General features: G+C 69.0%; 26 protein-coding genes and 1 tRNA gene. 6 read left to right on the forward strand and 21 right to left on the reverse strand.

Annotated features, from left to right (window positions below; genetic code table 11):
* Positions 1–4: 4 nt before the first annotated feature.
* The 9 genes from OG801_RS12600 to OG801_RS12640 form a co-directional block, all read right to left on the reverse strand.
* A complete protein-coding gene (locus tag OG801_RS12600) occupies positions 5–979 on the reverse strand; it encodes a glutathione S-transferase family protein (RefSeq protein ID WP_406035952.1) in 975 nt (324 codons plus the stop codon).
* Between the two features lie 38 nt (positions 980–1,017).
* On the reverse strand, positions 1,018–1,479 hold the full coding sequence (locus OG801_RS12605; RefSeq protein WP_406035953.1) for a hypothetical protein: 462 nt from the start codon (positions 1,477–1,479) through the stop codon (positions 1,018–1,020).
* Positions 1,476–2,087 (reverse strand): CDP-alcohol phosphatidyltransferase family protein, encoded by a 612-nt coding sequence (locus OG801_RS12610; protein ID WP_406035954.1) that lies wholly within the window; start codon positions 2,085–2,087, stop codon positions 1,476–1,478. The genes OG801_RS12605 and OG801_RS12610 overlap by 4 nt, the downstream gene beginning before the upstream one ends.
* A gap of 55 nt (positions 2,088–2,142) precedes the next feature.
* Positions 2,143–3,144 carry a putative zinc-binding metallopeptidase gene (locus OG801_RS12615; protein ID WP_406035955.1) on the reverse strand — a complete coding sequence of 334 codons (1,002 nt, stop codon included), beginning with the start codon at positions 3,142–3,144 and terminating at the stop codon, positions 2,143–2,145.
* A 19-nt stretch (positions 3,145–3,163) separates the two neighbouring features.
* The gene (locus OG801_RS12620) at positions 3,164–3,634 is read right to left on the reverse strand and encodes a hypothetical protein (protein ID WP_355017613.1); all 471 of its coding nucleotides are present in this window, start codon (positions 3,632–3,634) and stop codon (positions 3,164–3,166) included.
* Between the two features lie 16 nt (positions 3,635–3,650).
* Positions 3,651–4,562, reverse strand: a complete 912-nt coding sequence (locus OG801_RS12625) for a transglutaminase N-terminal domain-containing protein (RefSeq protein WP_406035956.1) — start codon at positions 4,560–4,562, stop codon at positions 3,651–3,653.
* Positions 4,559–5,056 (reverse strand): hypothetical protein, encoded by a 498-nt coding sequence (locus OG801_RS12630; protein ID WP_406035957.1) that lies wholly within the window; start codon positions 5,054–5,056, stop codon positions 4,559–4,561. The genes OG801_RS12625 and OG801_RS12630 overlap by 4 nt, the downstream gene beginning before the upstream one ends.
* 120 nt (positions 5,057–5,176) lie before the next feature.
* On the reverse strand, positions 5,177–7,645 hold the full coding sequence (locus tag OG801_RS12635) for a circularly permuted type 2 ATP-grasp protein (protein WP_406035958.1): 2,469 nt from the start codon (positions 7,643–7,645) through the stop codon (positions 5,177–5,179).
* Positions 7,642–10,896 (reverse strand): DUF2126 domain-containing protein, encoded by a 3,255-nt coding sequence (locus OG801_RS12640; RefSeq protein ID WP_406035959.1) that lies wholly within the window; start codon positions 10,894–10,896, stop codon positions 7,642–7,644. The genes OG801_RS12635 and OG801_RS12640 overlap by 4 nt, the downstream gene beginning before the upstream one ends.
* 603 nt (positions 10,897–11,499) lie before the next feature.
* Between OG801_RS12640 and OG801_RS12645 the strand changes: the two genes are divergently transcribed.
* On the forward strand, positions 11,500–12,006 hold the full coding sequence (locus tag OG801_RS12645; protein ID WP_406035960.1) for a hypothetical protein: 507 nt from the start codon (positions 11,500–11,502) through the stop codon (positions 12,004–12,006).
* A 100-nt stretch (positions 12,007–12,106) separates the two neighbouring features.
* On the opposite strand, the gene hisC is transcribed toward OG801_RS12645, so the two are convergent.
* Together hisC and OG801_RS12655 are read right to left on the reverse strand one after the other, a co-directional pair.
* Entirely contained in the window at positions 12,107–13,186 is a 1,080-nt protein-coding gene (gene hisC, locus OG801_RS12650) for a histidinol-phosphate transaminase (protein ID WP_406035961.1), read from the reverse strand.
* 11 nt (positions 13,187–13,197) lie between these two features.
* Positions 13,198–14,088: an arginine deiminase family protein gene (locus OG801_RS12655; RefSeq protein ID WP_355017606.1), complete on the reverse strand. Its 891-nt coding sequence runs from the start codon at positions 14,086–14,088 to the stop codon at positions 13,198–13,200.
* A gap of 133 nt (positions 14,089–14,221) precedes the next feature.
* Between OG801_RS12655 and OG801_RS12660 the strand changes: the two genes are divergently transcribed.
* The 4 genes from OG801_RS12660 to OG801_RS12675 all read left to right on the forward strand — a co-directional run bounded on the left by OG801_RS12660 (position 14,222) and on the right by OG801_RS12675 (position 16,732).
* Positions 14,222–14,893 (forward strand): GntR family transcriptional regulator, encoded by a 672-nt coding sequence (locus OG801_RS12660; RefSeq protein ID WP_355017605.1) that lies wholly within the window; start codon positions 14,222–14,224, stop codon positions 14,891–14,893.
* Between the two features lie 76 nt (positions 14,894–14,969).
* Positions 14,970–15,362, forward strand: a complete 393-nt coding sequence (locus tag OG801_RS12665; RefSeq protein ID WP_355017604.1) for a phage holin family protein — start codon at positions 14,970–14,972, stop codon at positions 15,360–15,362.
* Between the two features lie 54 nt (positions 15,363–15,416).
* Positions 15,417–15,878, forward strand: a complete 462-nt coding sequence (locus OG801_RS12670) for a low molecular weight protein-tyrosine-phosphatase (RefSeq protein WP_406035962.1) — start codon at positions 15,417–15,419, stop codon at positions 15,876–15,878.
* On the forward strand, positions 15,875–16,732 hold the full coding sequence (locus OG801_RS12675) for a fructosamine kinase family protein (protein WP_406035963.1): 858 nt from the start codon (positions 15,875–15,877) through the stop codon (positions 16,730–16,732). The genes OG801_RS12670 and OG801_RS12675 overlap by 4 nt, the downstream gene beginning before the upstream one ends.
* Positions 16,733–16,778: 46 nt before the next feature.
* Here OG801_RS12675 and OG801_RS12680 read toward each other — a convergent pair.
* The 3 genes from OG801_RS12680 to OG801_RS12690 form a co-directional block, all read right to left on the reverse strand.
* A tRNA-Ser gene (locus OG801_RS12680) sits at positions 16,779–16,866 on the reverse strand.
* A 10-nt stretch (positions 16,867–16,876) separates the two neighbouring features.
* Positions 16,877–17,344, reverse strand: coding sequence for a nucleoside deaminase (locus OG801_RS12685; protein ID WP_406035964.1), 468 nt, complete (start codon positions 17,342–17,344; stop codon positions 16,877–16,879).
* 26 nt (positions 17,345–17,370) lie between these two features.
* The gene (locus OG801_RS12690; RefSeq protein ID WP_160026513.1) at positions 17,371–17,883 is read right to left on the reverse strand and encodes a tRNA adenosine deaminase-associated protein; all 513 of its coding nucleotides are present in this window, start codon (positions 17,881–17,883) and stop codon (positions 17,371–17,373) included.
* An 81-nt stretch (positions 17,884–17,964) separates the two neighbouring features.
* Between OG801_RS12690 and upp the strand changes: the two genes are divergently transcribed.
* Positions 17,965–18,606: a uracil phosphoribosyltransferase gene (upp, locus tag OG801_RS12695; protein WP_406035965.1), complete on the forward strand. Its 642-nt coding sequence runs from the start codon at positions 17,965–17,967 to the stop codon at positions 18,604–18,606.
* 96 nt (positions 18,607–18,702) lie between these two features.
* On the opposite strand, the gene OG801_RS12700 is transcribed toward upp, so the two are convergent.
* The 7 genes from OG801_RS12700 to OG801_RS12730 form a co-directional block, all read right to left on the reverse strand.
* Complete coding sequence (locus OG801_RS12700) at positions 18,703–19,230, reverse strand: DoxX family protein (protein WP_406035966.1); 528 nt, start codon at positions 19,228–19,230, stop codon at positions 18,703–18,705.
* A gap of 85 nt (positions 19,231–19,315) precedes the next feature.
* On the reverse strand, positions 19,316–19,876 hold the full coding sequence (gene thpR, locus OG801_RS12705) for an RNA 2',3'-cyclic phosphodiesterase (protein WP_406035967.1): 561 nt from the start codon (positions 19,874–19,876) through the stop codon (positions 19,316–19,318).
* A gap of 33 nt (positions 19,877–19,909) precedes the next feature.
* The gene (locus tag OG801_RS12710; protein ID WP_406035968.1) at positions 19,910–20,644 is read right to left on the reverse strand and encodes a VIT family protein; all 735 of its coding nucleotides are present in this window, start codon (positions 20,642–20,644) and stop codon (positions 19,910–19,912) included.
* The gene (locus OG801_RS12715) at positions 20,628–21,143 is read right to left on the reverse strand and encodes a hypothetical protein (protein ID WP_406035969.1); all 516 of its coding nucleotides are present in this window, start codon (positions 21,141–21,143) and stop codon (positions 20,628–20,630) included. Before OG801_RS12715 ends, OG801_RS12710 begins: the two co-directional genes overlap by 17 nt.
* A 94-nt stretch (positions 21,144–21,237) precedes the next feature.
* Complete coding sequence (locus OG801_RS12720; RefSeq protein WP_406035970.1) at positions 21,238–22,386, reverse strand: acyl-CoA dehydrogenase family protein; 1,149 nt, start codon at positions 22,384–22,386, stop codon at positions 21,238–21,240.
* 45 nt (positions 22,387–22,431) lie between these two features.
* A complete protein-coding gene (locus tag OG801_RS12725) occupies positions 22,432–23,871 on the reverse strand; it encodes an MDR family MFS transporter (protein WP_406035971.1) in 1,440 nt (479 codons plus the stop codon).
* A 109-nt stretch (positions 23,872–23,980) separates the two neighbouring features.
* Positions 23,981–24,697 carry a hypothetical protein gene (locus OG801_RS12730; protein ID WP_406035972.1) on the reverse strand — a complete coding sequence of 239 codons (717 nt, stop codon included), beginning with the start codon at positions 24,695–24,697 and terminating at the stop codon, positions 23,981–23,983.
* Positions 24,698–24,701: the final 4 nt, after the last annotated feature.

Genomic DNA, 24,701 nt, shown 5'->3' on the forward strand with positions numbered 1-24,701 from the left:
ACGCCTATTGGTCTGAGCCGAGCGACTCGCGCCCGTGCGGCTCGTCCCAGCCGGAGAGGTCGGGACCGACGGGGACGATCTGTGTCGGGTTCAGGTCGGTGTGGACGACGTAGTAGTGCTGCTTGATCTGGTCGAAGTCGAGCGTCTCGCCGATCCCGGGGGTCTGGTAGAGGTCGCGCGCGTAGGCCCACAGCGCCGGGAACTCGACCAGCTTCTGCCGGTTGCACTTGAAGTGGCCGTGGTAGACCGCGTCGAAGCGGGCCAGCGTCGTGAACAGCCGGATGTCGGACTCGGTGAGCTGGTCGCCGACCAGGTAGCGCTGCCCGGAGAGCCGCTCCTCGAGCCAGTCGAGGGCAGCGAAGAGACGTGAGTACGCCGCGTCGTACGCCTCCTGCGAGCCGGCGAAGCCACACCGGTAGACCCCGTTGTTGACCTCGGTGAAGACCCGCTGGTTGACCTCGTCCATCTCCTCGCGCAGCGCGCGCGGCCACAGGTCGGGCGCGTCGTCGGCGAAGAAGTCGGTCCACTCGTGGAAGAAGTCGTGGGTGATCCACGGGAAGTCGTTGGTGACGACCTTGCCGGAGGCCTCCTCGACGATCGCCGGCACCGTGATGCCGCGCGGGTAGTCGGGGTAGCGCTTGAAGTAGGCCTCCTGCAGCCGCTCGGTCCCGAGCACCGGGTCGACTCCGCCGGGGTCGAGGTCGAAGGTCCACGACCGGGCGTCGTGCGTCGGCCCGGCGAGGCCGAGGGAGATGACGTCCTGCAGCCCGAGCAGGTTGCGCACGATGATCGCCCGGTTGGCCCACGGGCACGCGGCGGCCGCGACGAGCCGGTAGCGGCCCGGCTCGACCGGCCACAACGGCACGTCGCTCGGCCCGAACTCGGGCGCCCGCGCGTCTCGCGTGATCCGGTCCGGGATGTAGTTCATGTCCCGGTTGAACTCGTTGCCGGGCTGTACGTAGGTCGCCTGCTCCTGCATGGACTCACTCTAACGTTGTGGTTGAATCCTGAAGCGAATCAGAGGTACGTCCAGGCGAGACCCGCCGCCTCCAGGATCACCCAGAACCGCAGCGCACGGGAGACGAGCACCGTGAGCGTGAAGATCGGCAGGTTGAACCGCAGGGCGCCGAAGAGCACTGCCATCACCGCGAGCGGCGGAAAGCCGGAGAAGCCTGACGCGGCCAGGAGTGCGGTGGCCAGAACCGGGCGGCCTGAGGTCCGGGCGTACCAGCGGTCATAGGAGCCCTGCCACTTGGGCGACTCGAGTTTCTTCTTGATCCAGGGGATCTTGGTGGAACCACGACCGGCGTAGTACCAGACCACCTTGCCGCCGGTCTGGCCGAGCCCGGCGACGAACCCGAGCAACGGTGGCCACCAGTCGGAGTTCTCGGCGACGACGGAAAGGTACGCCTCTGCGTTCATCACCGGGATGAGCGCAGAGCCGAGACAGAAGAGCAGGGTGCCGATCAGAAGTCTCATCGAGGCACGGGCAAGCCGATCCTGAGGAGCCGTCCCAGCGAGACGCACTTCATGACCAGCAGGGCCGTGGCGATCGCCAGGCCCACCCACATCCAGCCGGTGACCAGCAGCAGGATCGCGAAGAGCCCCGAGTTGACCGCCTTGCCCGGGTGGGACCAGTTCCACCGCCACAGCGTCCGATCGATGACGTAGAAGTAGTTCGGGCTCTTGATCGGCCAGGCCAGGTAGGAGATCGAGAGGAAGCAGTCGATCACCATGAACTCCGCCAGGTAGACGAAGATCGCCGGCGACAGGTCCGGCTGCAGGAACGCCAGCCCGACGTAGAACGCCGCCGCGCAGAGACGGTCGGAGAAGATGTCGAGCACCCCGCCGATCCGCGTCTCCTCATCGCGCCATCGGGCGACCGCCCCGTCGAGGCTGTCCCCGACCCAGTAGACGATCAGCGCGATGACCAGGAGCTTCAGGCTCCCCTGGTACGCGGCGCTCGCCGCCAGCACCACCGACGCGATGGTGCGTACGAACGTGATCACCGTCGCCGACGTCCACAGCCGTTCCGACTCGGGGCGGGCGCGCTCCTTGGCCTCGATGATGACGGCGGTGTCGGTCATGGTCCGGAGCATAGAGTGCCGATGAGCGTAGCCCGATGGAATATCGCCCCGCGGCTCAGCGCGGATCGCGCACCAACGAGGCCACGAAGTCGAGCTTGTCCAGCACCGCGGGCGGGATGACGAAGGGGTACAGGTCGTCGTGGCCCATGGACCGGTTGATGACGTTCAGCGCGGCCGAGAGGGGCACCCAGATATCGGTGACGACCTGCCGGAACGGCATCTCGGCGGGCACCGGGTCGGTGAGCCCGTACGCCGCCGCGGACCCGAGCGTGTCGCGGATGTGCAGGTAGTGGGCCCAGGTCTCGGCGAAGTCCTCGAAGGGATGCATGGTCGCGTAGGTGGAGATGTAGTTCTCGGTCCAGCCCGCGGGCGGTCCTTCGGAGTAGTGGCGCTGGAGCGACTCCTCATAGGAGACCGACTCGTCGCCGAAGACCTCGGCGCAGCGCTCCATCAGCTCGGGCCCACGGACCAGCTGCCACTCGTAGTAGTGGCCGACCTCGTGCCGGAAGTGGCCGAGCAGGGTGCGGTAGGGCTCGTCGAGCGTCGCTCGGACGTGCTCACGGTAGGCGTCGTCGGACTCGGCCAGGTCGATCGTGATCACGCCGCCGTCGTGACCGATGACCACGTCGGGGGTGGACGCGACACCATCGCTGGCCAGCAGGTCGAAGGTGAGCCCCTCGGCAGGGTCCTCGGCCTTGGTGCGGATCTCCAGACCGAGGTTGTCGAGCTCGACCACGAGGTGACGTTTCGCCTGTTCGGCGAGGGAGTACTGCTGCTGGACGAACTCGGGTGCGGCGTCGTTGGGCCGGGTCCTGGTCAGCTCGCAGGCGAAGCAGATGCCGCCTTCGATGCGGGCCAGCCAGGTGCATCCCGTCTCGAGCGTGTTGGCGCAGACCCACCAGATGTAGCCGTCGCTGTCGACGTACCTGCCCTCGGGCGAGACCGGAACGATCGCGCGCTCCTCGCGGGAGTAGGCGAGCCGGGAGCCGCACGAGACGCACGCCGAGTTCTCGAAGTAGAGACGGTTGCCGCACTCCCGACAGCTGAACGCTTCCATGGCTTCATCATCGGCCGTCTCAGGCCGTCCCCCAGCTCTCGACGCGCCACTCGCCGTCCTCCTGGACGAGGACCACGACCATCGACTCGTCCGGGACAGGTCCGTCCTCGCCGGTGTAGGAGACCCTGATGGTGACCTGGGCGGCGTTGCCCTCCATCTCTGGCTCGCCGAAGACCATGGTCCGTCTCACCGCGCGCGGATTGGGGTCGGCGTAGGTCCGCTTCCCCTCAGCGGCGTCGATCATCGCGCGGGCGCCGCCACCGTCTAGGAGCTCGTCGCCCTCGTCGGAGGCCAGCTCGTAGAGGGTGCTGACCGAGGTGGTCTCCATGAACTCGCGGGTGACCTCGGCCGGGGTCGAGCCGCGCGCCAGCAGCCAGAGCGTGAGCGCGGTGAGAGCCGCGGCGAGCACCAGCACTCCGGAGATGCGAACTCCGCGACGCCAGCGGCTGCCGCGGGTCACGATGCTCGCCCGCTGCGGAGGCTGTCCCACGAGCAACACCGTAACTTCACTCCTGCTGGTCGGGGGCCACATCGACAGAGACGGTCAAGGTCGAGGTGGTGGCTTCGGTGTAGATGACCCCCTTCACAGGAGGCACATCGGCATAGTCACGTCCCCAGGCGACGCTCACGTAGCGATCGTCGGCCCTGGTGTCGTTCGTCGGGTCGAGGGCGAGCCACTGGCCCGTCCCCGCGCCGCTGAGGTCTGCCCCGTAGTGGGGCACCCACACCTCCACCCAGGCATGAGAGGCATCGGCTCCGACGAGCCGCGGCTCCCCCGGCGGAGGGGTAGTGGCGAGGTAGCCGGAAACATAGCGGGCCGCGAGCCCGTGCGCTCGGAAACAGGCCAACATCAGGTGAGCGAAATCCTGGCAGACCCCACCCTCGGCCTCGAAGATCTCCGGGATCGTCGAGGTGACGGTCGTGGCCGTGTCGTCGTAGTCGAACCCGGCATGGATCCGATGCATCAAATCCTCCGCCGCCTCCACGATCCCGCGCCCCTGCGTCAGGGAGACGGCAGCGAAGTCGTACGCCTCCTGGGTGTGCTCCACGAGCGGCGAGGCCACCGCCAGGTCGGTCGCCCGCCAGGCGCCCGGAAGAGTCGGGTCCACCAGCGGCCGCGCCCGCTCCCACGGCTGGTCGAAGCTCGTCTCTTCATAGACCGGGGTGCTGACGTCGACCTCAGAGACCGCCGTGATCTCGAGCAGCCGATGCGGCTCGAGGACCTGGAAGTACGTCACCGTGTTGCCATAGAAGTCGACATCGCTCGACTGGTCCGCGGGCGCCGGCGTGACCTGAACCTCCGCCTTCTCGACGTGCTGGTGAGGCAGTTCCCGCGGGGTCACGTTGGCGATCCCGAACGAGTTCGTCACGTCCTCGTCGTAGGAATAGGTCGTCGTGTGGCGGACCCGGTATCTCACCCGCCGGATGCTATCCCGACCACCGCCACGTCGCCGGGGTCGATGAAGACTCGTCCCTCGAATTCGCCATCCCTGTCGATCCACCGCACGCGAAGCGCCCCGCTCTGCGAGATCTCGACGATTCGACCCCGATGGCCACGAGTCGGCGGCCCCGACGCATTGCCGAACACCGCCAGTCTCCAGGCGTCGATACAAGGGTCCCAGCCGTTGTCCCCAAGAACCGGCCCGATCCACATGACCGAGGCGCCGACGACGTACGGCGACGGCTCCGGATCGTCCACGACATCATGGACGATCCCCTGCCAGTCTGGACTGCCGCGGACAGCACGGACCGCGTCGTCGAACTCAGCTTCGGAGACCACTCGTAGGTTCTTCACCTCATAGACCGCATCAGGGCTGTACCAGCCGTCCTTGTCGAGCCACGACACGAACGTCCAGCCGTCGGGCAAGTCCTCTGTGACAACGCCCGGAAGCGCGATCGGAGCACCTTCCACGGCGGGTCGCCGCTTCCCCGCCCAGACCACACGGCGACCGTGTGTCGGGCGGGGGAACGGCTCCTGATGCTGCTGATCAGACGTACTCCCCATGCCGCCAACCTACGACGTCTTGGATGCTCAAGTATGCGATTGCGCCGGGAGTGCGTTGAGGGGCTGGGGGGCGGGGCCGGTGGCGAAGTGGACGTCGCTGATGGCGTCGGCGAGGCGGACGAGCTGGGCCTGGACCTGGTCGAGGAAGGACTCCAGGTTGGGGCGGCCGACGCCGCCGATGGCCACGAGGCCGGCGACCTCGGTGCGGTCGAGCATGTCGGTGATGTCGTCGAGGAGCCGCTCGGGGCGGGACGAGCCGGTCGAGCCGGGGAGCTTGGTGAGATGGAGGCGGAGCTCGTCGAGGCAGAAGGCCAGGGAGCGCGGGTTGTCGCGGTCCATGATCAGCAGGTCGAGCACGCCGCCGGTGCGTACGTAACCCCGGTAGCGGCGGCGGTGGGTGACCGCGGACTCGGCGGAGGCGAGGACCGCGTTGAGCACGGCCCGGTCGACCTCGAGCCCCCTCCGCACCGTGGTCGTCGTGCGGAGCAGCTGACAGACCTGCATCGACCGCTCCAGGAACCGTCCCAGCCGGATCGAGTGGTAGCCCTCGTCGCGGATCATGCTCGCCACGATCCCCTGCATCGCCAGGATGCCGTGCAGCATCTCGGCCCCCGACTCGGCGATCTGCAGCGAGTGCGGGTTGACCCGGAGGTCCTCGGCGGCCCGGTCGGTCGAGGAGAAGATCCGCCACATGTCGGGGCTGAGCTGGTCGCGTACGCCACTGAAGGCCTGTCGCATCCCGGCCAGCGACTGCGCGGCCGACCCCGGCCGGTCGGCGTCCAGCAGCATCGAGCGGAACTCGGCGTCGATATCGGCGTCGGCGTGACCGTGCCCGCCCAGCCGGTCGAGCGCGCTCAGCATCACCTCGAGGCTGATGCCGCCGGACGTACGCGGCCTGGTTCTGAAGTCTTCGGCCAGCACGTGCGTGGCCAGGATGAGCCGGATGAGGTCCTCGGCCCGCTCCGCGTAGCGGCCCGACCAGTACATGTCCTCGAGTGCGCGCGGGACGAGCACCGTGACCGAGCGGGAATGGGTCATCGGGAGCACGTCGGCCAGGCCCTGGTCGGCGTCCTGCGGCGACTCCTTGAGCACCCAGACGTCCTTGCTGCACGGCGGCAGCCCGGTCTCGTCGGCCCGGATCGAGGCCAGGCCACCGACCAGCGGGCGGTAGGCCGAGCCGTAGCGGAGCGAGAACGTACGCAGCGTCAGCGGCCGGCCCACCGCGCCGCGCCCCTCGGCCCAGGTCGGGGCCTGGGAGAGCGTGATCCTCTCCTGCCCGACATGGCGATAGGGATCGGCCGCGATCCTGGCGCCCAGCTCCTCGGGCGTCCCGTTGACGATCGTCCCTTCCAGCGTCCGCACGACCAGGTCGTCCGTGGCCAGGCGCCGCTCGACCTCCTCGCGCTGGGCCGAGTCGCCACACCACCAGGTGCCGAGCGACGCCAGCCGCAACGGCTCCCCGAGCAGCGCCTCGCAGGCTGCGGGGAGATAGGGAACCAGCCCCGGGTTCTCGAGTACGCCGGCCCCGAACCCGTTGACCACGCGCACGTTGCCGCGGCGTACGGCCTCGATCAGGCCGGCCACGCCGAGCTGGCTGTCGCCGCGGAGCTCGAGGGGGTCGGACCAGGTCGCGTCGACACGACGCAGGATCACGTCGACCCGCTCCAGCCGGTCGCCGTGGCCACGCATGAGGACCTCGCCGTTGCGTACGGTCAGGTCGGCGCCCTGGACCAGCGGGAAACCGAGCGTCGAGGCGAGAAAGGCCTGGTCATAGGCGGTCTCGGAGTGGGTTCCCGGGGACAGGACGACGACCCGGGGGTCGGCCTGGTCGCCGGGCGCCGACTCCAGCAGCGCGCTGCGGAGAGCCGCGAAGTAGGGCTCCATCCGGTGCAACCCGGCGTCGCGGTGCAGCTCGGGGAGCACCCGGCTGATCACCCGGCGGCTCTCCATCGCGTAGCCGATCCCGCTCGGCGCCTGGGTGCGGTCGGCGAGCACCCGCCACTCACCGTCAGGGGTCCGGCCGAGGTCGGTGGCGGCCAGGACGAGCGGCCGCGGGTCGTGGTTGCTGGCCCGGGCGGCGACGCGGTGGAAGCCGTGGTGGCCGAAGATCACCGGGGCCGGGACGATGCCGTCCCGGAGGAGCCGCTGCGGGCCGTAGAGGTCGACGAGGATCGCGTTGAGCAGCTCGGCACGCTGGGCCAGTCCGACCTCGAGGATGCGCCACTGCGCCGGATCGATGACGAGCGGCACCGGGTCGAGCCGCCAGGGCTCGGGCTTGGCGCCGGGACGCAGGTAGGTGACCCCGTCGTCGGCGAGGAACCGCTCCACGTCGTGGCCGATCCGGCTCAGCGTCGCCGGCGTGATCGAGACGGCCGTCTCGGCCATCGGTTTCCACGCGGGACGCAGGGTGCCGTCGGGCCCGACGACCTCGTCGTACGGCTGGTCGGTCGCGTCGACGAGGCCGAGGGCGTCGGCGTACTCGCGAAGGACGGTCACCGCACCACCCGTCGGAGATCCAGGGTGTGCGGGTTGTCGGGAGTCGTGCCGCGAGCCGCGCGCTCGCGCATCTCCGCGACGTCCAACCGGCCGGATGTGTGGCCGCGCGCCTCGAAACGGCTCGCACGGCGCGCCTCGGCCTCGTTGGCGTTCACCGGCGGGTGGTCGTAGCTGCGGCCGCCCGGGTGCACGACGTGGTAGGTCGCGCCGCCGAGACTGGTCTCGGAGGCGATGTCGACGACGTCGAAGTGCAGCGGCGCCTGCGCGTCGATGCTCGGGTGGAGGCTCGACCACGGGCTCCAGGCCTTGAACCGGATGCCGGCATAGAACACATCAGCGGTAGAGGTGGGGGTCAGCGGCACCGGAACACCCTGACACGTCACCAGCTGTCGGTCGAGGTCGATCCCTCTCGCCGAGATCTGGACCCGCTCGACCGACGAGTCGACGTAGCGTGCCGTCCCCGACCCGGTCGCCTCCTCGCCGAGGACGTTCCACGGCTCGATCGCCTGCCGCAGCTCCAGCTCGATGTCACCAACCCGCGCGAGCCCGATCCGCGGAAAACGGAACTCCGCGTACGCAGCCAGCCACTGCGACTCGAACGGGATCCCGTGGCGGCGCAGGTCGGCCACGACCTCCTCGATGTCACGTAGGCAGCCCTGCGGGAGCAGGAAGTCCTCGTGGAGGGCGCTTCCATGGCGGACCAGGGGCGCCTCGTACGGCTCCTCCCAGAACCACGCGACCAGGCTCCTGACCAGGAGCGACTGGAGAAGGGCCATCTGCGGGTGCGGAGGCATCTCGAAGCCGCGGAGCTCGAGCAGGCCGAGGCGCCCTCGGGAGGAGTCCGGAGAGTAGAGCTTGTCGATGCAGAACTCGGCGCGGTGGGTGTTGCCGGTCAGGTCGGTGAGCAGGTGGCGCAGCGCGCGGTCGATCATCCACGGGCGGGGTTCGGGGTGTTCACGGGTGATCCGGGCGACCTCCTGGAGGGCGATCTCCATCTCGTAGACCGCCTCCGGGCGGCCCTCGTCGAACCTCGGCGCCTGGCTGGTCGGGCCGATGAAGCGGCCGGAGAAGAGGTAGGAGAGGGAGGGATGGCGCTGCCAGTAACGGATCAGGCTGGCCAGCAGGTCGGGGCGCCGGAGCAGGGGGCTGCGCTCGGGGCTCCGTCCGCCGAGGGTGAGGTGGTTTCCGCCGCCGGTGCCGGTGTGGAGCCCGTCGAGATCGAACTTCTCGGTGGACAGGCGGGCCTGCCGCGCCTGCTCGTAGAGCGTCGTGATCAGCTCCCGCTGCTCTGCCCAGGTGGCGGTCGGCTGCACGTTGACCTCGATCACGCCGGGGTCCGGGGTGACCGTCAGCCGCGCCAGGCGGGCGTCCGGCGGCGGGCCGTAGCCCTCGAGCACGACCTGTACGCCGGCTTCGGTGACGGCCTGCTCGATCACTCTGAGCAGGGCGACGTAGTCCTCCAGCCGGTCGGTCGGCGGCAGGAACACGTGGACCAGCCCGTCGCGCTCCTCGATCGCGAGCGCGGTGGTCGGCGCCTCGTCGGGGTCGGTCACGGTGACCTGCGGGATCTCGGGGTCCAGCGGCTCGCCTGCGGTCAGGTAGGACGGCTCGCCCGGGAACTCCGGGTCGTGCCACGAGATCGAGTCGAGCGGCAGCCGCAGCCCGACCGCCGAGGTGCCCGGCGCCAGCACCAGCCGCCCGCGCCGGAACCGCCACTGCGGGCTCGTCCACTCCCCGTCGTTGGTGTTGATCGGGATCACCCAACCGACCGGCTCGGTGACCTCCTTGTCGAGCTCGGTGACGTTCAGATCGCCCCGGTTCGCGGCGTCGTCCGGCTCGGGGCCGTCGGGGCGGCGTACCTCCTGGGCGATCTTCGCCAGCGGGTCCTCGTACGCAGCGAACACCTGCTCCGCGGGGAGCCCGAGGATGCTGCGGATGTTGGTGGCGACGGCCTCCGCGGCGCCGGGCTCGGCCGGATCAGCCTCGGTTGTGGCCCAGGGGTCGGCGAAGAGGGTCTGGTCGCTCCACAGCGGCTGGCCGTCCGTACGCCACTGCAGGTCGATGTTCCAGCGCGGGAGCGGCTCGCCGGGGTACCACTTGCCCTGGCCGCGGTGGACGATCCCGCCCTTGCCATAGACCTTGCGCAGACGTTCGGCCAGATCAGTGGCGAGCTCACGCTTGTGCGGGCCGTCTGCGTCCGTGCTCCACTGCGCCGAAGTCTGGTCGTCCAACGACACGAAGGTCGGCTCGCCGCCCATGGTCAGCTCGACGCCGGCCGCCTGGAGACGCTGGTCGACCGCCTCGCCCAGGGCGTCGATCCGGTCCCACTCCTGGCCTGTGTAGGGCAGCGTCACCCGCGGGTCCTCGTGGATCCGGGTGACCTCGTTGGCGAAGGAGAAGGTGACCTCGACCGGATCGGTGGCGCCCTCGATCGGAGCCGCGGAGGACGGGTGCGGCGTCGCCGAGAGCGGGATGTGCCCCTCGCCGGCGAACAGCGCCGAGGTCGGGTCGAGCCCGATCCAGCCGGCTCCCGGGACGAACACCTCACACCACGCGTGCAGGTCGGTGAAGTCCTCGGTCGGCCCGGAGGGGCCGTCGAGCGACTCCTGGTCGGCGGCCAGCTGCACCAGATAGCCGGAGACGAACCGCGCCGCGAGGCCGTACTGACGCAGCAGGGACACCAGCAGCCACGCCGAGTCGCGGCACGAGCCGATGCCCAGCCGCAGGGTCTCGTCGGGAGTCTGTACGCCTGGCTCCATCCGCACCGAGTAGGCGACGTCCGAGTTGACCGCCTGATTGACGCTCGCCAGGAAGTCGACGGTACGGAGGCCGTCCTCGGGCAGGGCCGGCAGCTGCTGCCGCCAGGCATCGGCGGCCGTCGCCGACTCCACGTCGCGGAGGTAGGGCGCCAGATCGGCTTTCAGCTGCGGCTCGTAGTCGAAGGGGAAGGTCTCGGCGTACTCCTCCACGAAGAAGTCGAACGGGTTGATCACCACCATGTCGGCGACCAGCCCCACGGTGACCTCGAGCTTGTCGGTCTTCTCCGGGAAGACCAGCCGGGCGAGCCAGTTGCCGAAGGGATCCTGCTGCCAGTTGATGAAGTGCGCCGACGGCGTCACCGACAGCGAGTAGGCCTCGATCGGGGTCCGGGTGTGTGGCGCCGGGCGCAGGCGTACGACGTGCGGGCCGACCCCCACCGGCTGCGCGAACTCGTAGGTGGTCCGATGTTCGAGCGCAACCTTGATCGACATGGGGTCAAGACTGACCGATCGAGGTTGCACCGGGGTAACGAACCGCCGCCGCGCTCCAAATGCGGCCTACCACGAAGGCGAATCAGTGAGATCCGAATTCGCCGATTGGTAAACGCATTTCACCTGGACTAAATGCCGGGTGTCGCGCCCCAGGAAATTACCCATTCGCCTGTTCGAACAGCCCTATTACCCCGGGAGGTACGCCGGAAAGGGGCCGGCCTATCAGGCACGGCAAGCAATTTCGCGACCGCTTATCGCTGAGGATCGGGCCTGAACACCGAAACTCTTCGCTTGCAACAAGACTTGGACTTCAACGTCAGTTGGAATGCGATCCGATGAGTTTACGTCATTCAATCCGGCTTTGGTATAGGAAATAATCAATTCAGGAGTGTTCTTGACATTATGGTTCAAATCGCTTCAGGATTCATCGGGCAGGACCCAACAGCAAGCTAAGGAGATTTCGTGAATTCTCGGACTCGAATCGCCGCTGTCGTCGCTGGACTCGCACTGGCCACGGTCGCCGCACCAGTCATGGCCAGCCCCGTTCCACCACCGATCCCTGATCCTCCGATCCCCGGCACTCCGGGCACTCCGATTCCGGACGTGCCCGACACCCCGGACACTCCGGACGTCCCGGAGACACCTGACGTACCCGGCACCCCGGAGACCCCGGACGTACCCGGCACTCCGGACGTCCCGGAGACCCCGGACGTCCCCGGCACCCCGGAGACCCCGGACGTACCCGGCACCCCGGACGTCCCGGAGACACCTGACGTACCCGACACACCGGACGTACCGGACACACCGATCCCGGACGTACCGGACGGCCCGGGTATCCCGGAGACTCCGGACGTTCCCGTTCCGGACAGCCCTGCCGCAGACGTTCCTGCCGCAGACGTTCCGGTCCCGGAGGTCCCGGTCCCGGACGTTCCGGTCCCGGATGTTCCGATCCCGGATGTCCCCGTTCCCGGCGTCCCCGGAGTTCCCGGCGTTCCCGAGCTCCCTGGCGTCACCGACAGCTTGCTGGGCATCGTCAACAGCCTCCCGGTCGTCGGCCCGGTCCTGACGGACCTGCTCAGCTCGATCCTCGGGAAGCTCCCGGTTCCGTAGAAGCACACACCACCATCACCCAACCAGCAGAGGTCCAGCAGCATCGATGCTGTTGGACCTCTGCTATTTCGCCGGGCAGGGCCGGCTCTTGGGCCGAGTCTCAGCCCTTCGGGAACGAACCCGCGAGCTCGATGAGACGGGTGTTGGCCTCTGCCTCGCCGATCGAGACGCGTACGCCCTCGGGCGGGTAGGGACGGATCATCAGGCCGACCTCGTCGGCAGCCGCGGCGAACTCGGCGCAGCGCTCGGGAGAGCCGAAGGCGAACCAGACGAAGTTGCCCTGCGCGTCGGGGATGTCCCAGCCGGCCGCGCGGACGCCCTCGACCACCCGGGTCCGCTCGGCCACCACGTCGTCGACGCGCGCCAGCAGCTCGGTCTGCCGCTCGAGCGAGGCGACGCCGGCGGCCTGGGCGACCACGTTGACGCCGAACGGCAGCGCCATCGCTCGCAGGGTGGCGGCGATCGGGGCCGGCGCGAAGGCGTAGCCGACCCGGAAGCCGGCCAGCCCGTAGGCCTTGGAGAACGTACGCAGCACGACCACGTTGGCCCGCGCGCGATAGGTCGCCACACCGTCGATGGCGTCGTCCATGCGTACGAACTCGGCGTAGGCCTCGTCGACCACGACCAGCACGTGCTCGGGCACCTTCGCGAGGAAGGCGTCGAGCTCGGTCTGGGTGACCGAGGTGCCGGTGGGGTTGTTGGGCGTGCAGACGAAGACGACCTTCGTACGCTCCGTGATGGCCGCCGCCATCGCGTCGAGGTCGTGATGGCCATGATCGGTGACCGGCACCTTCACCGCTGTCGCGCCGGCCGCGAGCACCGCGATCGGGTAGGCCTCGAAGCTGCGCCAGGCGAAGACGACCTCGTCCTCGGGACCGCAGTAGGCCGAGACCAGCTGGAAGATGAGCGCCACGGCGCCGGTCGAGAGAGCGAGCTCCTCGGCCGGCACCTTGTAGGCCGTCGCGAGCGCCTCGTACAGCTCGGTGTTGCCCGCGTCGGGGTAGCGGTTGACCCGCCCCGCCGCCTCGGCGGCGACCTCCACCACACCGTCCAGCGGCGGGTAGGGGTTCTCGTTGGACGAGAGCTTGTAGGTCACCAGACCGGGCCGCTCGACCGGCGGCTTGCCCGCGACGTACGCAGGCATAGCGGCGACACTGGGACGGGGCTGTGGGGTGCTCATATCGTGAGATCCTAGGTCGGGATGACCTCGCCCCCGTAAACCACGGGAACGTCGCGACCGACCACGATGTCGAGCGGGTTGGTGACGCAGCGAACGGATCCGCCACCGAGGTGGAGCTCGCTCATCTCGACGATCCGGATGGTGAAGCCCCAGCCCTCGAGGACGGTGCGGATGCGGTCCGGGCAGGACGGCATCACGATGGTGCGGCCGATCACGATCGAGTTGGCGGCGAAGGTGGTGAGCGCCTCCTCCTCGGTGATGACCAGCGGCTCCGGGACGAGGTCGAGGAGGGCCTGCGCCGACTCGGGAGCGAGCGCGTCCGGGCAGATGATCGCGCGGCGCTCGTCGAGCGGGCAGAAGGCCAGGTCGAGGTGGTACATCCCCGAGTGGGTCGTCCGTACGCCCAGGACGCGCACGTTCATCTCGGTCGCCAGCGTCTTCAGCGCCATCTCGTCGGTACGCGGCCCGGTGCCGGCGACCAGGTGGCCGGCGTACGGGAAGACGTCACCCGCCTCGAAGGTCGGCCCGACCCCGTCCTTGCCGACGTACGCCGTCCCCCAGCCGTTCGCGGCGAACCACTCGACCGCGGAGTTCGTCTCGTTGCGGCGCTCGGGGAAGCGCATGTGGGAGAGGAGCACGTGGCGTCGGCCGTCCGCGAGGGAGGCCGCGAAGCCGAGGTTCATCGCGTAGACCATGTCGGGGCTGTCCTCGCGCGGCGCGATGACGTCGACGCGCCCGCCGAGCTCCTCGATGGTGGCCCTCAGGGTGTCCCACTGCGCGCGAGCACGGACCGGATCCGGCTGGATCTCGGTGTCCATGAACGGGTTGATGGCGTAGTCGATGCGGTAGTGCGTCGGCTCGGTCATCAGGTAGTGACGGCCCCAGCTCAGCGATGTGCTCACTCGTACCCCTCTCAGGTCTGATCGTCAGATCGTCAGATCGTCCGATTGCCTGATTGTCAGACAATCACGTGAGGATAGGTTAGGGCATGAACGGCCAGCACCGGAAGACAGCGCAGATAGGACAATGGGTCCCATGTTCGAGTCGCTCACCCTGGACGAACCCGCATCGACGGTCGACCGCGTCGCCGACGAGCTCCGCCGGGCGGTGTTCGAGGGCGAGCTGGAGTCGGGCACCCCGCTGCGCGAACACGGTCTCGCCGAGTCGCTGGGCGTCGGCCGATCCACGGTCCGCGAGGCGCTGACCATCCTGGTCGCCGAGGGCCTGGCCACCCGCGCCCCCAACAAGGGCGTCGCCGTCGCCACCCCCGAGGCCGCCTCGGTACGTGACGTCTGCGCCGCCCGCTGGGTGCTCGAAGGGGCCGGGGTGCGCAACTGGCGGAGCGCCTCCGCCGAGACGCGCCGGGCCGTGCACGAGTCGCTCGATGCGTACATCTCGGCGGTTCACTCGGAGCGCTCGACCTACCGCGAGCTCAACGAGCGCCACCTCGCCTTCCATCTCTCGCTGGTGGCCCTCACCGGGTCACCGCGGCTGGTGGCGATGCAGGAGCATCTGGTCCTCGAGCTCAAGCTCTCGCTCGCCCAGGTCGACCGCATCCGCCGCAACGCCCACGACCAGGCCGAGGACCACGCCGCCCTCGTCCGCCTCCTCGACGCCGACCGCATCGACGACGCCGAGCAGTTCCTGGAGAAGCACCTCTCCGACGCCGCCCACGCCATCTGCAAGGCGCTCGGCCTGGAGCGGTGACCCCGGGGTAACACAGTCGCCACACCTCGCGCGCGCCCCTTATGTACGTCACGCGGAGCCTGCCACACTCACGGACATGCGCATCGTGACCTGGCTCATCTCCAACGCCGTCGCTCTGGCCGTGGCAACCTGGCTCGTCGGCGGGATCTACTTCGACGGCCCGACCAGCGGCATGGACGAGGTCAAGCAGAAGCTGCTCCCGCTGCTGATCGTCGCCCTCGTGCTGGGCCTCGTGTCGTCCTTCATCAAGCCGGTGGTGACGTTCTTCGCCTTCCCGTTCATCCTGCTCACCCTGGGCCTGCTCCTGCTGGTGATCAACGCGGCGATGCTCGGGCTGACCGCGTGGCTCCTCGGCCCGACCGGGGTGGGCTTCCACGTCGACGGGTTCTGGGCGGCGGTCCTCGGCGGCATCATCATCTCGATCGTCGGCTGGGGCCTCGACCGCGTCTGGCCTGAGAGCGACGAGTGAGACCCAGATTCCACATCCGCCACGCGTTCTTGGCGGAAATGTAAAACTCGGGCCATGAAGATCGCGGTCGTCTGCCTGGGCAACATCTGCCGTTCTCCGATGGCGGAGGTGGTGCTGCGGGATCGTCTCGACGCCGCAAAGCTCGACGACGTCGAGCTCGTCTCGGCCGGCACCGGCGGCTGGCACGCGGGCGAGAAGATGGACCGCAGGGCGGCTGCGACGCTGCTCGAGGCGGGCTATGACCCCGAGCGGCATCGGGCCCAGCAGTGGCCGGTCGGCGACCCCGAGACGTACGACCTCGTGCTCGCGATGGATGCCGACAATCTGGCCGATCTGGCTGGTCAGGCACCGGACAGTGGACTGCGGATGTTCCGTGATTTCGATCCCGAAGGCCCCGGCGACGTGCCCGATCCCTATTACGGTGGTGCCGAGGGATTCCGGGAGGTGCTGGCGATGGTGGAGCGTACGAGTGATGCGATCGTTGCATCCGCCGCCTCGGCGAGGCCCGGTTCGTGACCCGTCAGCCCGCGGTCGCCCGTCGTGTCGAGCAGCTGCTCGGGGCGGCGGTGGTGAGCACATCTCCGGTCGCGGGCGGTGACATCTCGACCGCCACCAAGATCCGCCTCAGTGACGGCTCCCTGGTGCTGATGAAGGCTCTCTCCCCGCCACGTGACGACTTCGTCGCCGCCGAGGCCCGCGGGCTCCGCTGGCTGGAGGAGTCGGGGGCCGTGAAGGTTCCCGAGGTCCTCGCCGCCGAGCCCGACTGCCTGGTCCTGCGCTGGATCGAGCCCGGCCGGCCCAACGCCGAGACCGCCGAGGAGCTCGGCCGCGCGCTCGCGCGCCTGCACAGCGCCCCGGTCTCCGGTTTCGGTGCCGACAGGGACGGGTTCATCGGCCGGCTGCCGATGCCCAACAAGCCCGCGGACACCTGGGCCGAGTTCTATGCCGTACGCCGCCTGCTCCCCTATCTCAGGGCGGTGCGTGACCGCGGCGCCATCGACGCTGCCGGCGCCGAGCGCGTAGAGCAGGTCGTCGGGAAGCTGCCCTCGCTGATCCCGGAGGAGCCGCCGGCCCTGCTCCACGGCGACCTCTGGAACGGCAACGTGCTCTGGGACCGGAGCAGCGAGGCCTGGCTCATCGACCCCGCGGCGTACGCCGGTCACCGTGAGGTCGACCTCGCCATGCTCGCGCTCTTCGGCCTGCCCCACCTTGAGCGGATGATGTCCGCCTACGAGGACGCGGCGCCCCTCGCCGAGGGCTGGGAGGACCGCCAGGGTCTCCACCAGCTCTTCCCGCTGCTCGTCCACGCGGCCATGTTCGGCGGCGGCTACGGCGCCCGAGCCGCCACGGTGGCCGCTCGCTACCTCTGATTCCCTGGGAAACCAGAAAACCCCTGGTTACCCAGGGGTTTTCGGATGGCGGTGACGGTGGGATTTGAACCCACGGTAGGTCGCCCTACACAACATTTCGAGTGTTGCACCATCGGCCGCTCGGACACGTCACCGCCGAATAAGTTACAACCTCGGGGGGTCTTCGCCGAAATCGGGGCTGCTTCGCTGGGATCCGAAGAAGTCCTCCAGCAGCGCGCGCTGCTCCTCGGCCATCAGCCCGGCGACGACCTCGGGCCGGTGGTTGAGCCGGCGGTCGCGTACGACGTCCCACAGCGAGCCGACCGCACCGGCCTTGTCGTCGAAGGCGCCGAAGACGATCCGCTCGACCCTGGCCAGGACCGCGGCGCCGGCGCACATCGTGCACGGCTCCAGCGTCACCACGAGCGTGCAGCCCTCCAGGCGCCACTCGCCACGTGCCTTGGCCGCCTCGCGCAGCGCGACCACCTCGGCATGTCCGGTGGGGTCGGCCTCGGCCTCGCGTACGTTGCGGCCCCTCCCGATCACCGCGCCGGACGGGTCGACGACGACCGCGCCGATCGGCACGTCACCGGTCGCCAGCGCAGCACGACCCTCATCGAGAGCGGCCCGCATCGGGGCCTCCCATCGACTGGCTGGGGTCACGCCGGCATGAGGCCGACGGCGTCGTCGAAGGCCTCGCCGCAGCCGATCGCCCGGGCGATCTCGGAGAGCGTCTCGTCGGGGTAGAGGTCGTCCTCGAACATGTCGTCGAGCAGCATGCCCATCTCGACCGCGCTCATCCCGAAGTCGGCCAGGATGCCGAGGTCGCCGGCGGGGTCGGGCTCCTCCTCGTCCTCGACCTCCTCGGGCAGCGGAAGGCCGAGCACGTCGAGAGCCGACGCCGCCAGCTCCCACTCGTCGGCGGCGGTCACGTCGGAGAGCAGCACCTTGGTCGCTGCCCCGTGGACCCGGACGATCACGAAGAAGTCCTCGTCGATCGCCGCCATCGCGATCGCACCGCCATCGCCTGGGAAGCGGTGGAGCGCGTGCGTCAGAGTCTCGACATCGGTCAGGAGGTCGTGAGCGAGTTCGCGCACAACCCAGGCGCCGTCCTCGCGATACATCGCGACGGCGAAGTCAACACCCTCGATCTGCTCCAGCTGATCAGACACACGACCAGAGTGACACCGAAACCGCCGTGGGTCTAGGGGGAATTGATGACCTTAGGACGAAGCGATCGTAGGGTTCAGCCCATGGAGACCCTCGTTGTGGACCACCCGCTCGTCGCCCACAAGCTCACCACCCTGCGCAACAAAGAGACCGACTCATCGACGTTCCGTCGTCTCGCCGACGAGCTCGTCACGCTGCTCGCCTACGAGGCGACCCGTGGAGTGAGGGTCGCCCCGGTCGACATCGTCACCCCGGTCGGGCCGACCCAGGGCGTACGCCTCACCGACCCGCAGCCGCTGATCGTCCCCATCCTCCGGGCCGGTCTCGGGATGCTCGACGGGATGATCCGGCTGCTGCCCACCGCGGAGGTCGGCTTCCTCGGCATGGTCCGCAACGAGGAGACGCTCGAGGCGACGACGTACGCCGAGCGTCTCCCCGCCGACCTCTCCGGTCGCCAGTGCTACGTGGTCGACCCGATGCTCGCCACCGGCGGCACCCTTGCCGCAGCGATCGACTTCCTGGTCTCGCGCGGCGCCGACGACATCACCGCCGTCGTACTTCTCGCCGCCCCGGAGGGTGTCGCCGCCCTGGAGAAGGGTCTCGAGGGCATCGATGCCCCCGTCCGCGTCGTCACCGCAGCGATGGACGAGAAGCTCAACGAGAAGGGCTACATCGTCCCCGGCCTCGGTGACGCCGGCGACCGGCTCTACGGCGTCGCAGGCTGATCTCGCGGCCCTGTAACACGTCGTTCGTAGGACTATCCGGTCGTTCCCATAGGGCGAGTAGTCCTACGAACAACGTGTTACACGGGCGACGGCGGCTCAGGCCTTGATGGTCACCTTCTCCTCGACCGGGGGCGGAACCTCCGCGGCCTCGGCCGTCTCTGCGTTCTCGGCCTTACGCCTGGCGGCCCGCGCCCTGAAGGGCCAGGTGACGAGCTGGTCAAGGGTGATGCGGCCGGGGGCCACCAGACCGAGCACGAGGGCGGCGACGCCGAGCGCTGCAGCGAGCTCCCAGCCGCCCTGGTCGACGAAGACCTCGGTGGTGCGATGGGCGTACCAGATGGCTCCGGCCATCTGCGCCGCGAGCAGCACCCCGGCTATCGGGGCGAACAGGCCCAGCGCCAGGAGCGCACCGCCGACAAGCTCGACGTACGTCGCCACCTGAGCGGCGATCGCGGGCTCCGGGACCCCCAGGCCGCCCAGGAACTGCTCGGTGCCGGCGAAGCCCTGGTCGTACTTCTGCCAGCCGTGCGCGACGAAGATCCCACCGACCACCACACGGGCGGCAAGCAGCACGACATCGTTGAAAAGTCCGGTGTAGGCGTTGCGCCCCACTCGACGACTCATGTCCGGTTCTCCTCTGGTCAGGTCAGAAACAGGGCGCACACGGTAGCGATGTGGGGTCCCGACCGGTACCGCCCGGGGCTTCCTCTCACCCGAAGGAGAACTCTGCTATGACCTCGTAGACCGGACGCTTCCTCGGCCCCTCCCCGAGCCGGGAGTGCACCAGCGCGAAGGAGGAGACGGTCCAGGTCGGGCCACGGTACGCATCGAGCAGTCGCACCCAGTTGCTGAGCTCCATCGGCGTCCCGGTCCGGGCGACCGTCAGATGTGGCCGGAAGCGGCCGCCGTCGACCTCGACCCCGGCCTTGACCAGGGCGTTCCGGGTCCCGGCGGCGACCCGGTCGAGCTCCTCGGCGGCGTCGGTCTCGACGCCCGCGTAGAGGACCTTGCCCTCTGTCGCGTTGGGAAAGGCACCGCCTCCGGTGACGGTCAGCTCGAAGGGCGTACGCCGCCCCGCGGCCGTCTCCAGCCGCTCGATCGCGTCATCGAGGGACCGGTCGGGGACGTGCTCGGCGAAGGCGAGCGTCAGATGGAGCTGGTCAGGCGCCGACCAGCGAAAGGCGGCCGCGTCGCGGCGTACGGACAAGAACTCGTCGAGATCCTCGATCACCGACTCCGGCGGGATCACCGCCACGAACATTCGATTCATCGATGCCCATTGTGCCCGGCGACAGGGGCCGGGTCACCTGAGTTGTGTGCCGAGGAGGTCGCCGACGACGTAGGTCACCAGCATCGCGAGCAGGCCGCCGGCGACGTTGCGCAGGGCCGCCCGGACAGGTGGTGCGTAGCCGAGGCGCGCGCTGGTCCAGCCGGTGACGGCGAGCGCGGCGGTGACCGTGAGGACGGTCCCCCAGATGCGGGCGCTGTCCGGGAGGAGCATGATCGACAGCAGGGGCAGCAGCGCCCCGAGTGTGAACGACAGCATCGACGCCCAGGCCGCGGACCACGGTGAGGTGAGATCGTCGACGTCGATACCGAGCTCGAGGACGGCGTGGGCCCGTAGCGCGTCGCGCTTGGTGAGCTGACGAGCGACGTCGACGGCGGTCTCGGGCTCGAGACCGCGCTCGCGCAGGAACCCTTCCAGCTCGCGCAGCTCCTCCTCGGGCATCTCCCGCAGCTCGCGACGCTCCTTGGCGATCAGCGACTTCTCGGTGTCACGCTGGGTGGACACCGAGACGTACTCCCCCGCCGCCATGCTGATCGCGCCCGCCACCAGAGCGGCGACGCCGGCGATGAGGATCGAGGCGTCGTCGGTGGTCGCGCCGGCGACACCCATCACCACACCGGCGGTGGAGACGATGCCGTCGTTGGCTCCGAGGACGCCCGCACGCAGCCAGTTGAGCCGGTTCTTCAGCCCGTCGGCCCGCTCCTCGGCGTCCCCGTGGCCCGCGTGGGCACCCTCACTGGGGAGCGTCACTGCTCGCCTCGCCGGGGACGGGCTCCTGTGGGTTCTCGCAGAAGCTGACCGGGCCGCTCTCGCCGCCGTGATACTCGTAGGTCTTCCCCGCGACCTCGAGCACCACGCGTACGCCGTCGGTCAGGACCATCGTGTACATCTTCCCGGGCTCGGGGCAGCCGAGGCTGCCGTCGCGCCAGGTCACCTTGTCGTTGGACACGACGGTGATCTCTTCGCTCTTCACCCCCTGACGCTTGGCCAGGTCGGCGATCGCGGCTGCGACCTTCGGGTCCTCGGCGGGCGTCGGGCTGGACGATGTGGGCACATCAGACACGTTAGCGCCTGGGTCGGTCGCCTCGGAGCCACATCCGGCCAACGTCGGTGCCAGCGTCAGCGCCAGAACGGGCAGCAGGTACGCCGCGGGGCGGATCTTGCGCTTGTTCATGTCGGTGCTGATCTTGGTGGGGGTCATACCCATGGGTACGTCAGCGGTTCGAGGTTCGTTGCGTCCGAGACTCATGCGAGGCACTTTTACACACTTCATACGCCGACGGGCGCCCACCCGGAGGTGGACGCCCGTCAGAGACGTACGAAGGGAACGTACGAAGTGAGACTCAGAAGCCGAGGTCGCGGCCGATGAGCTCCTTCATGATCTCGTTGGAACCGGCCCAGATCTTGGTGACGCGGGCGTCGCGCCAGGCGCGAGCGACGCGGTACTCGTTCATGAAGCCGTAGCCGCCGTGGATCTGGACGCAGTGGTCGAGCACCTCGGACTGCGCCTGCGAGGACCACCACTTGGCCTTGGACGCCTCGACCGGGGTGAGCTCACCGCGGGCGTGCGCGGCGACGCACTTGTCGACGTACGCCTCGGCGACCTCGATCTGGGTGATCAGCTCGGCGAGCAGGAACTTGTTGTGCTGGAAGGCGCCGATGGACTGGCCGAAGGCCTTGCGGTCCTTGGCGTACTGCACGGTCTCGAGCAGGATCTGCTTGGCCTGCGCCACGTTGGCGACGGCGCACGAGACGCGCTCCTGCGGGAGCTCCTCCATCATGTGGATGAAGCCGCGGTTGAGCTCGCCGATGATCTCGGCGTCGGTGACACGTACGTTCTCGAAGAAGAGCTCGGCGGTGTCGGACTCCTCCATGCCGACCTTGTCGAGCTTGCGACCACGCGAGAAGCCCTCCTTGGTCGCCTCGATCGCGAAGAGGGTGATGCCCTTGGCGCCCTTCTCCGGGTCGGTGCGGACCGCGGTGATGACCAGGTCGCAGGAGTAGCCGTTGGTGATGAAGGTCTTGGAGCCGTTGATGACCCACTCGTCGCCGTCGCGGACCGCGGTGGTCTTCAGCGCGGCCAGGTCGGAGCCGCCGGACGGCTCGGTCATGCCGATGGCGAGCAGGATCTCACCGGAGGCCACGCCCGGGAGCCAGCGCTGCTTCTGCTCCTCGGTGCCGAGGCGGACCAGGTAGGGAGCGGTGATGTCGGAGTGGATGCCGACGCAGGTCGGGTAGGCCGCGCCGATCTTGGCGAGCTCCTCGGCGAGGACCGCGTTGAAGCGGAAGTCGTCGGCGCCGGCGCCGCCGTACTCCTCCGGGATAGCGAGACCGAGGAAGCCGTTCTCACCGGCTTCGAGCCAGAACTCGCGGGGCAGCGCCTTGTCGGCGATGTGCTTGTCGGTGTGGGGCTTGACCGAACGCTCCAGCCACTGCTGGACGGAGGCTCGGAAGTCCTCGTGGTCTTCCTCATAGTGGTCGCGCTTCAGCATGCCTCGGAGTCTACGACGCAGTGGTTACTCGGTGGTAACCACTGTTCACCTGGTGATCCGGACCGGCGTACGCCAGGCCACGACCACCAGCGGAACCGAGACGATCAGGCCTACGACGAAGACAACGTGCAGCGCCGGCGCGAGGACATCGGCAGGCAGGGCTTCGAGCGGGGGCACCTCTCCCCCGGCGTACTCACGCCTGACCAACCCGTTCGCGACCGCACCGAAGAGCGCGACGCCCAGCGCCGAGCCGACCGAGCGGGCGAACATGTTGGACCCGGTCGCCACCCCGCGCACCTCCCAGTCGACCGCCGACCCGGCCGCGACGACGCCCGGGTTGACCGACCAGCCGAAGCCGAGGCCGAGCACGAAGCACGGGATCGCCAGGTGCCAGATCGACGAGTTCTCGCCGACGGTGATCAGCACCAGCCCGCCGGCGATGACCAGCAGAGAGCCGAGCGCGACCGCGGTCCGGAAACCCTTCGAGAGGTAGATCCGGCCGGCCGTGGCGGCGGCGATCGGCCAGCCGATGCTCATCCCGGCGAGCGCGAACCCGGCCACCAGCGCCGAGTGACCCAGCACGCTCTGGGCATAGAGCGGGACGTACGTCGTCAGCCCGAGCATCACCACGCCGACGATCAGGCTGGCGGCGTTGGCCGGCGCGAGGACGCGGTGGCTGAGGACCCACGGAGGCAGCACCGGGTCGGCTGCACGACGCTCGACGAACCCGAAGGCGACCAGGGCCGCGATGCCGACCGCGAAGATCAGGAAGGACGGCCACGACGCCCACGCCCAGGCGTGCCCGCCCTCGAGCAGGCCGAGCAGCAGCGCGATCCCGCCGACCGTCAGCAGTCCCGCACCAGTCCAGTCGATGGCCTGATCGTCGGCCGGCCGACGGTCCTCGCGGAAGTGCCGCAGCAGCCACAGTGCGACCGCCCCGACCGGCAGGTTGATCAGGAAGATCAGCCGCCAGTCGAGGTAGTCGGCGAAGAGGCCGCCGAGCGTCGGCCCGACGATGGCGGCGGTGGCCCAGACCGAGGCGACGTACGACGTCGCGACCGCGCGCTCCTCCAGCGTGTAGATGTCGGAGACGATCGTCATCGCCATCGGCTGGATCGCCCCGGCGCCGATCCCCTGGATCGCCCGGAAGACGATCAGCGCGGTCAGCGACCAAGCCAGACCGCACAGCAGCGACCCGACCAGGAACGCCAGGATCCCGGCGACCATCACCGGCTTGCGCCCGAGCCGGTCGGCGACCTTGGCGTAGAGCGGCGTGGTCACCGCGGTGGCGAGCACGTAGATCGAGAAGAGCCACGGGAACTGCTCGAAACCGCCGAGGTCCTTCACCACGCTCGGCACCGCCGTCGCCAGGATCGTCATGTCGATCGCGACCAGACTGAGCGAGACCATCACCGCGAGCAGGATCGGCCCGCGTTCGCTACGAAGTCCTACCGAGCTGCGGGTGGGCCTGATCGAAGTGGACACATTGGTTAGCAAGCCTCACGACTGCCCATTCATTCCTCGCGCGCGGACCGCGATGCGTACGCGTTATTCTCACTTTTCCTGAAAAGTGAGAATAGCTGCGGAGTTGTTCTCACTTCTCCAGCTCGGCGAGGTCGAAGACCTCGTCGGCGGCGGGCTCCTCGACCTGGAACTCCTTGTCGAAGTCGGAGAAGGTGAGCTCGCCGGAGCTGCCCTGGGTCCACTTCACGATCCGGTGGGGCTCGGAGGCCCGGACGTACGTCCGGCTCTCGGTCTCGCCGTGGGTGACGTCGAGGCGGACCGCGGGGCCGTCGGCGGCCATCGCCGGGCCGATCGCCTGGGCCTCGGCCTCGGCCGGGACCATCTGGTCGGTGAGGCTGTCGATGCTGCAGAAGGCGCGGAGGCTGGCCAGCTCGCCCTCGAGCTTCACCCACTTCTCACCGACCCGCTTGGCGATGCGCTCACCCTCGCCCTTGGCCGGCGCGATCGACTTCCAGAACTCCTCGTCGCCCTGATACCAGGCCGAGCCGTCGATGGAGCGCAGCGAGATCTGGCCGTCGCCGATGCTGACCTTGCCGACGCAGGCGTCGTCGGCGGAGACGTCGAGGTCGACGGTGATCTTGGTGCTCTCCGAGTCGAGCACGTCACCCTCGACATGCACGGTCTTGATGTCGTGCATCGCGGTGCGGGCGTCCTCGGCGATCTGGTTGCCGGGCTCCTTCGCGTAGTCGCGCGCCTGGGACAGCGATCCCTCCTCGTCACCACAGCCGGCGAGAGCGCTGGTCAGCGCGACGATGAGGGCGGTCGTGAGCACGGCATGGCGAAGCACGCGG

Source organism: Nocardioides sp. NBC_00163 (genome assembly GCF_045206295.1).
In the GTDB taxonomy this organism is placed as follows: Bacteria; Actinomycetota; Actinomycetes; order Propionibacteriales; family Nocardioidaceae; genus Nocardioides.

Coding starts and splice junctions, on each gene's coding strand:
- OG801_RS12600 (WP_406035952.1), bottom strand. CDS start 979: ATGCAGGAGCAGGCGACCTACGTACAGCCCGGCAACGAGTTCAACCGG.
- OG801_RS12605 (WP_406035953.1), bottom strand. CDS start 1,479: ATGAGACTTCTGATCGGCACCCTGCTCTTCTGTCTCGGCTCTGCGCTC.
- OG801_RS12610 (WP_406035954.1), bottom strand. CDS start 2,087: ATGACCGACACCGCCGTCATCATCGAGGCCAAGGAGCGCGCCCGCCCC.
- OG801_RS12615 (WP_406035955.1), bottom strand. CDS start 3,144: ATGGAAGCGTTCAGCTGTCGGGAGTGCGGCAACCGTCTCTACTTCGAG.
- OG801_RS12640 (WP_406035959.1), bottom strand. CDS start 10,896: ATGTCGATCAAGGTTGCGCTCGAACATCGGACCACCTACGAGTTCGCG.
- hisC (WP_406035961.1), bottom strand. CDS start 13,186: ATGAGCACCCCACAGCCCCGTCCCAGTGTCGCCGCTATGCCTGCGTAC.
- OG801_RS12660 (WP_355017605.1), top strand. CDS start 14,222: ATGTTCGAGTCGCTCACCCTGGACGAACCCGCATCGACGGTCGACCGC.
- OG801_RS12665 (WP_355017604.1), top strand. CDS start 14,970: ATGCGCATCGTGACCTGGCTCATCTCCAACGCCGTCGCTCTGGCCGTG.
- OG801_RS12670 (WP_406035962.1), top strand. CDS start 15,417: ATGAAGATCGCGGTCGTCTGCCTGGGCAACATCTGCCGTTCTCCGATG.
- OG801_RS12685 (WP_406035964.1), bottom strand. CDS start 17,344: ATGCGGGCCGCTCTCGATGAGGGTCGTGCTGCGCTGGCGACCGGTGAC.
- upp (WP_406035965.1), top strand. CDS start 17,965: ATGGAGACCCTCGTTGTGGACCACCCGCTCGTCGCCCACAAGCTCACC.
- OG801_RS12700 (WP_406035966.1), bottom strand. CDS start 19,230: ATGAGTCGTCGAGTGGGGCGCAACGCCTACACCGGACTTTTCAACGAT.
- thpR (WP_406035967.1), bottom strand. CDS start 19,876: ATGAATCGAATGTTCGTGGCGGTGATCCCGCCGGAGTCGGTGATCGAG.
- OG801_RS12715 (WP_406035969.1), bottom strand. CDS start 21,143: ATGAGTCTCGGACGCAACGAACCTCGAACCGCTGACGTACCCATGGGT.
- OG801_RS12720 (WP_406035970.1), bottom strand. CDS start 22,386: ATGCTGAAGCGCGACCACTATGAGGAAGACCACGAGGACTTCCGAGCC.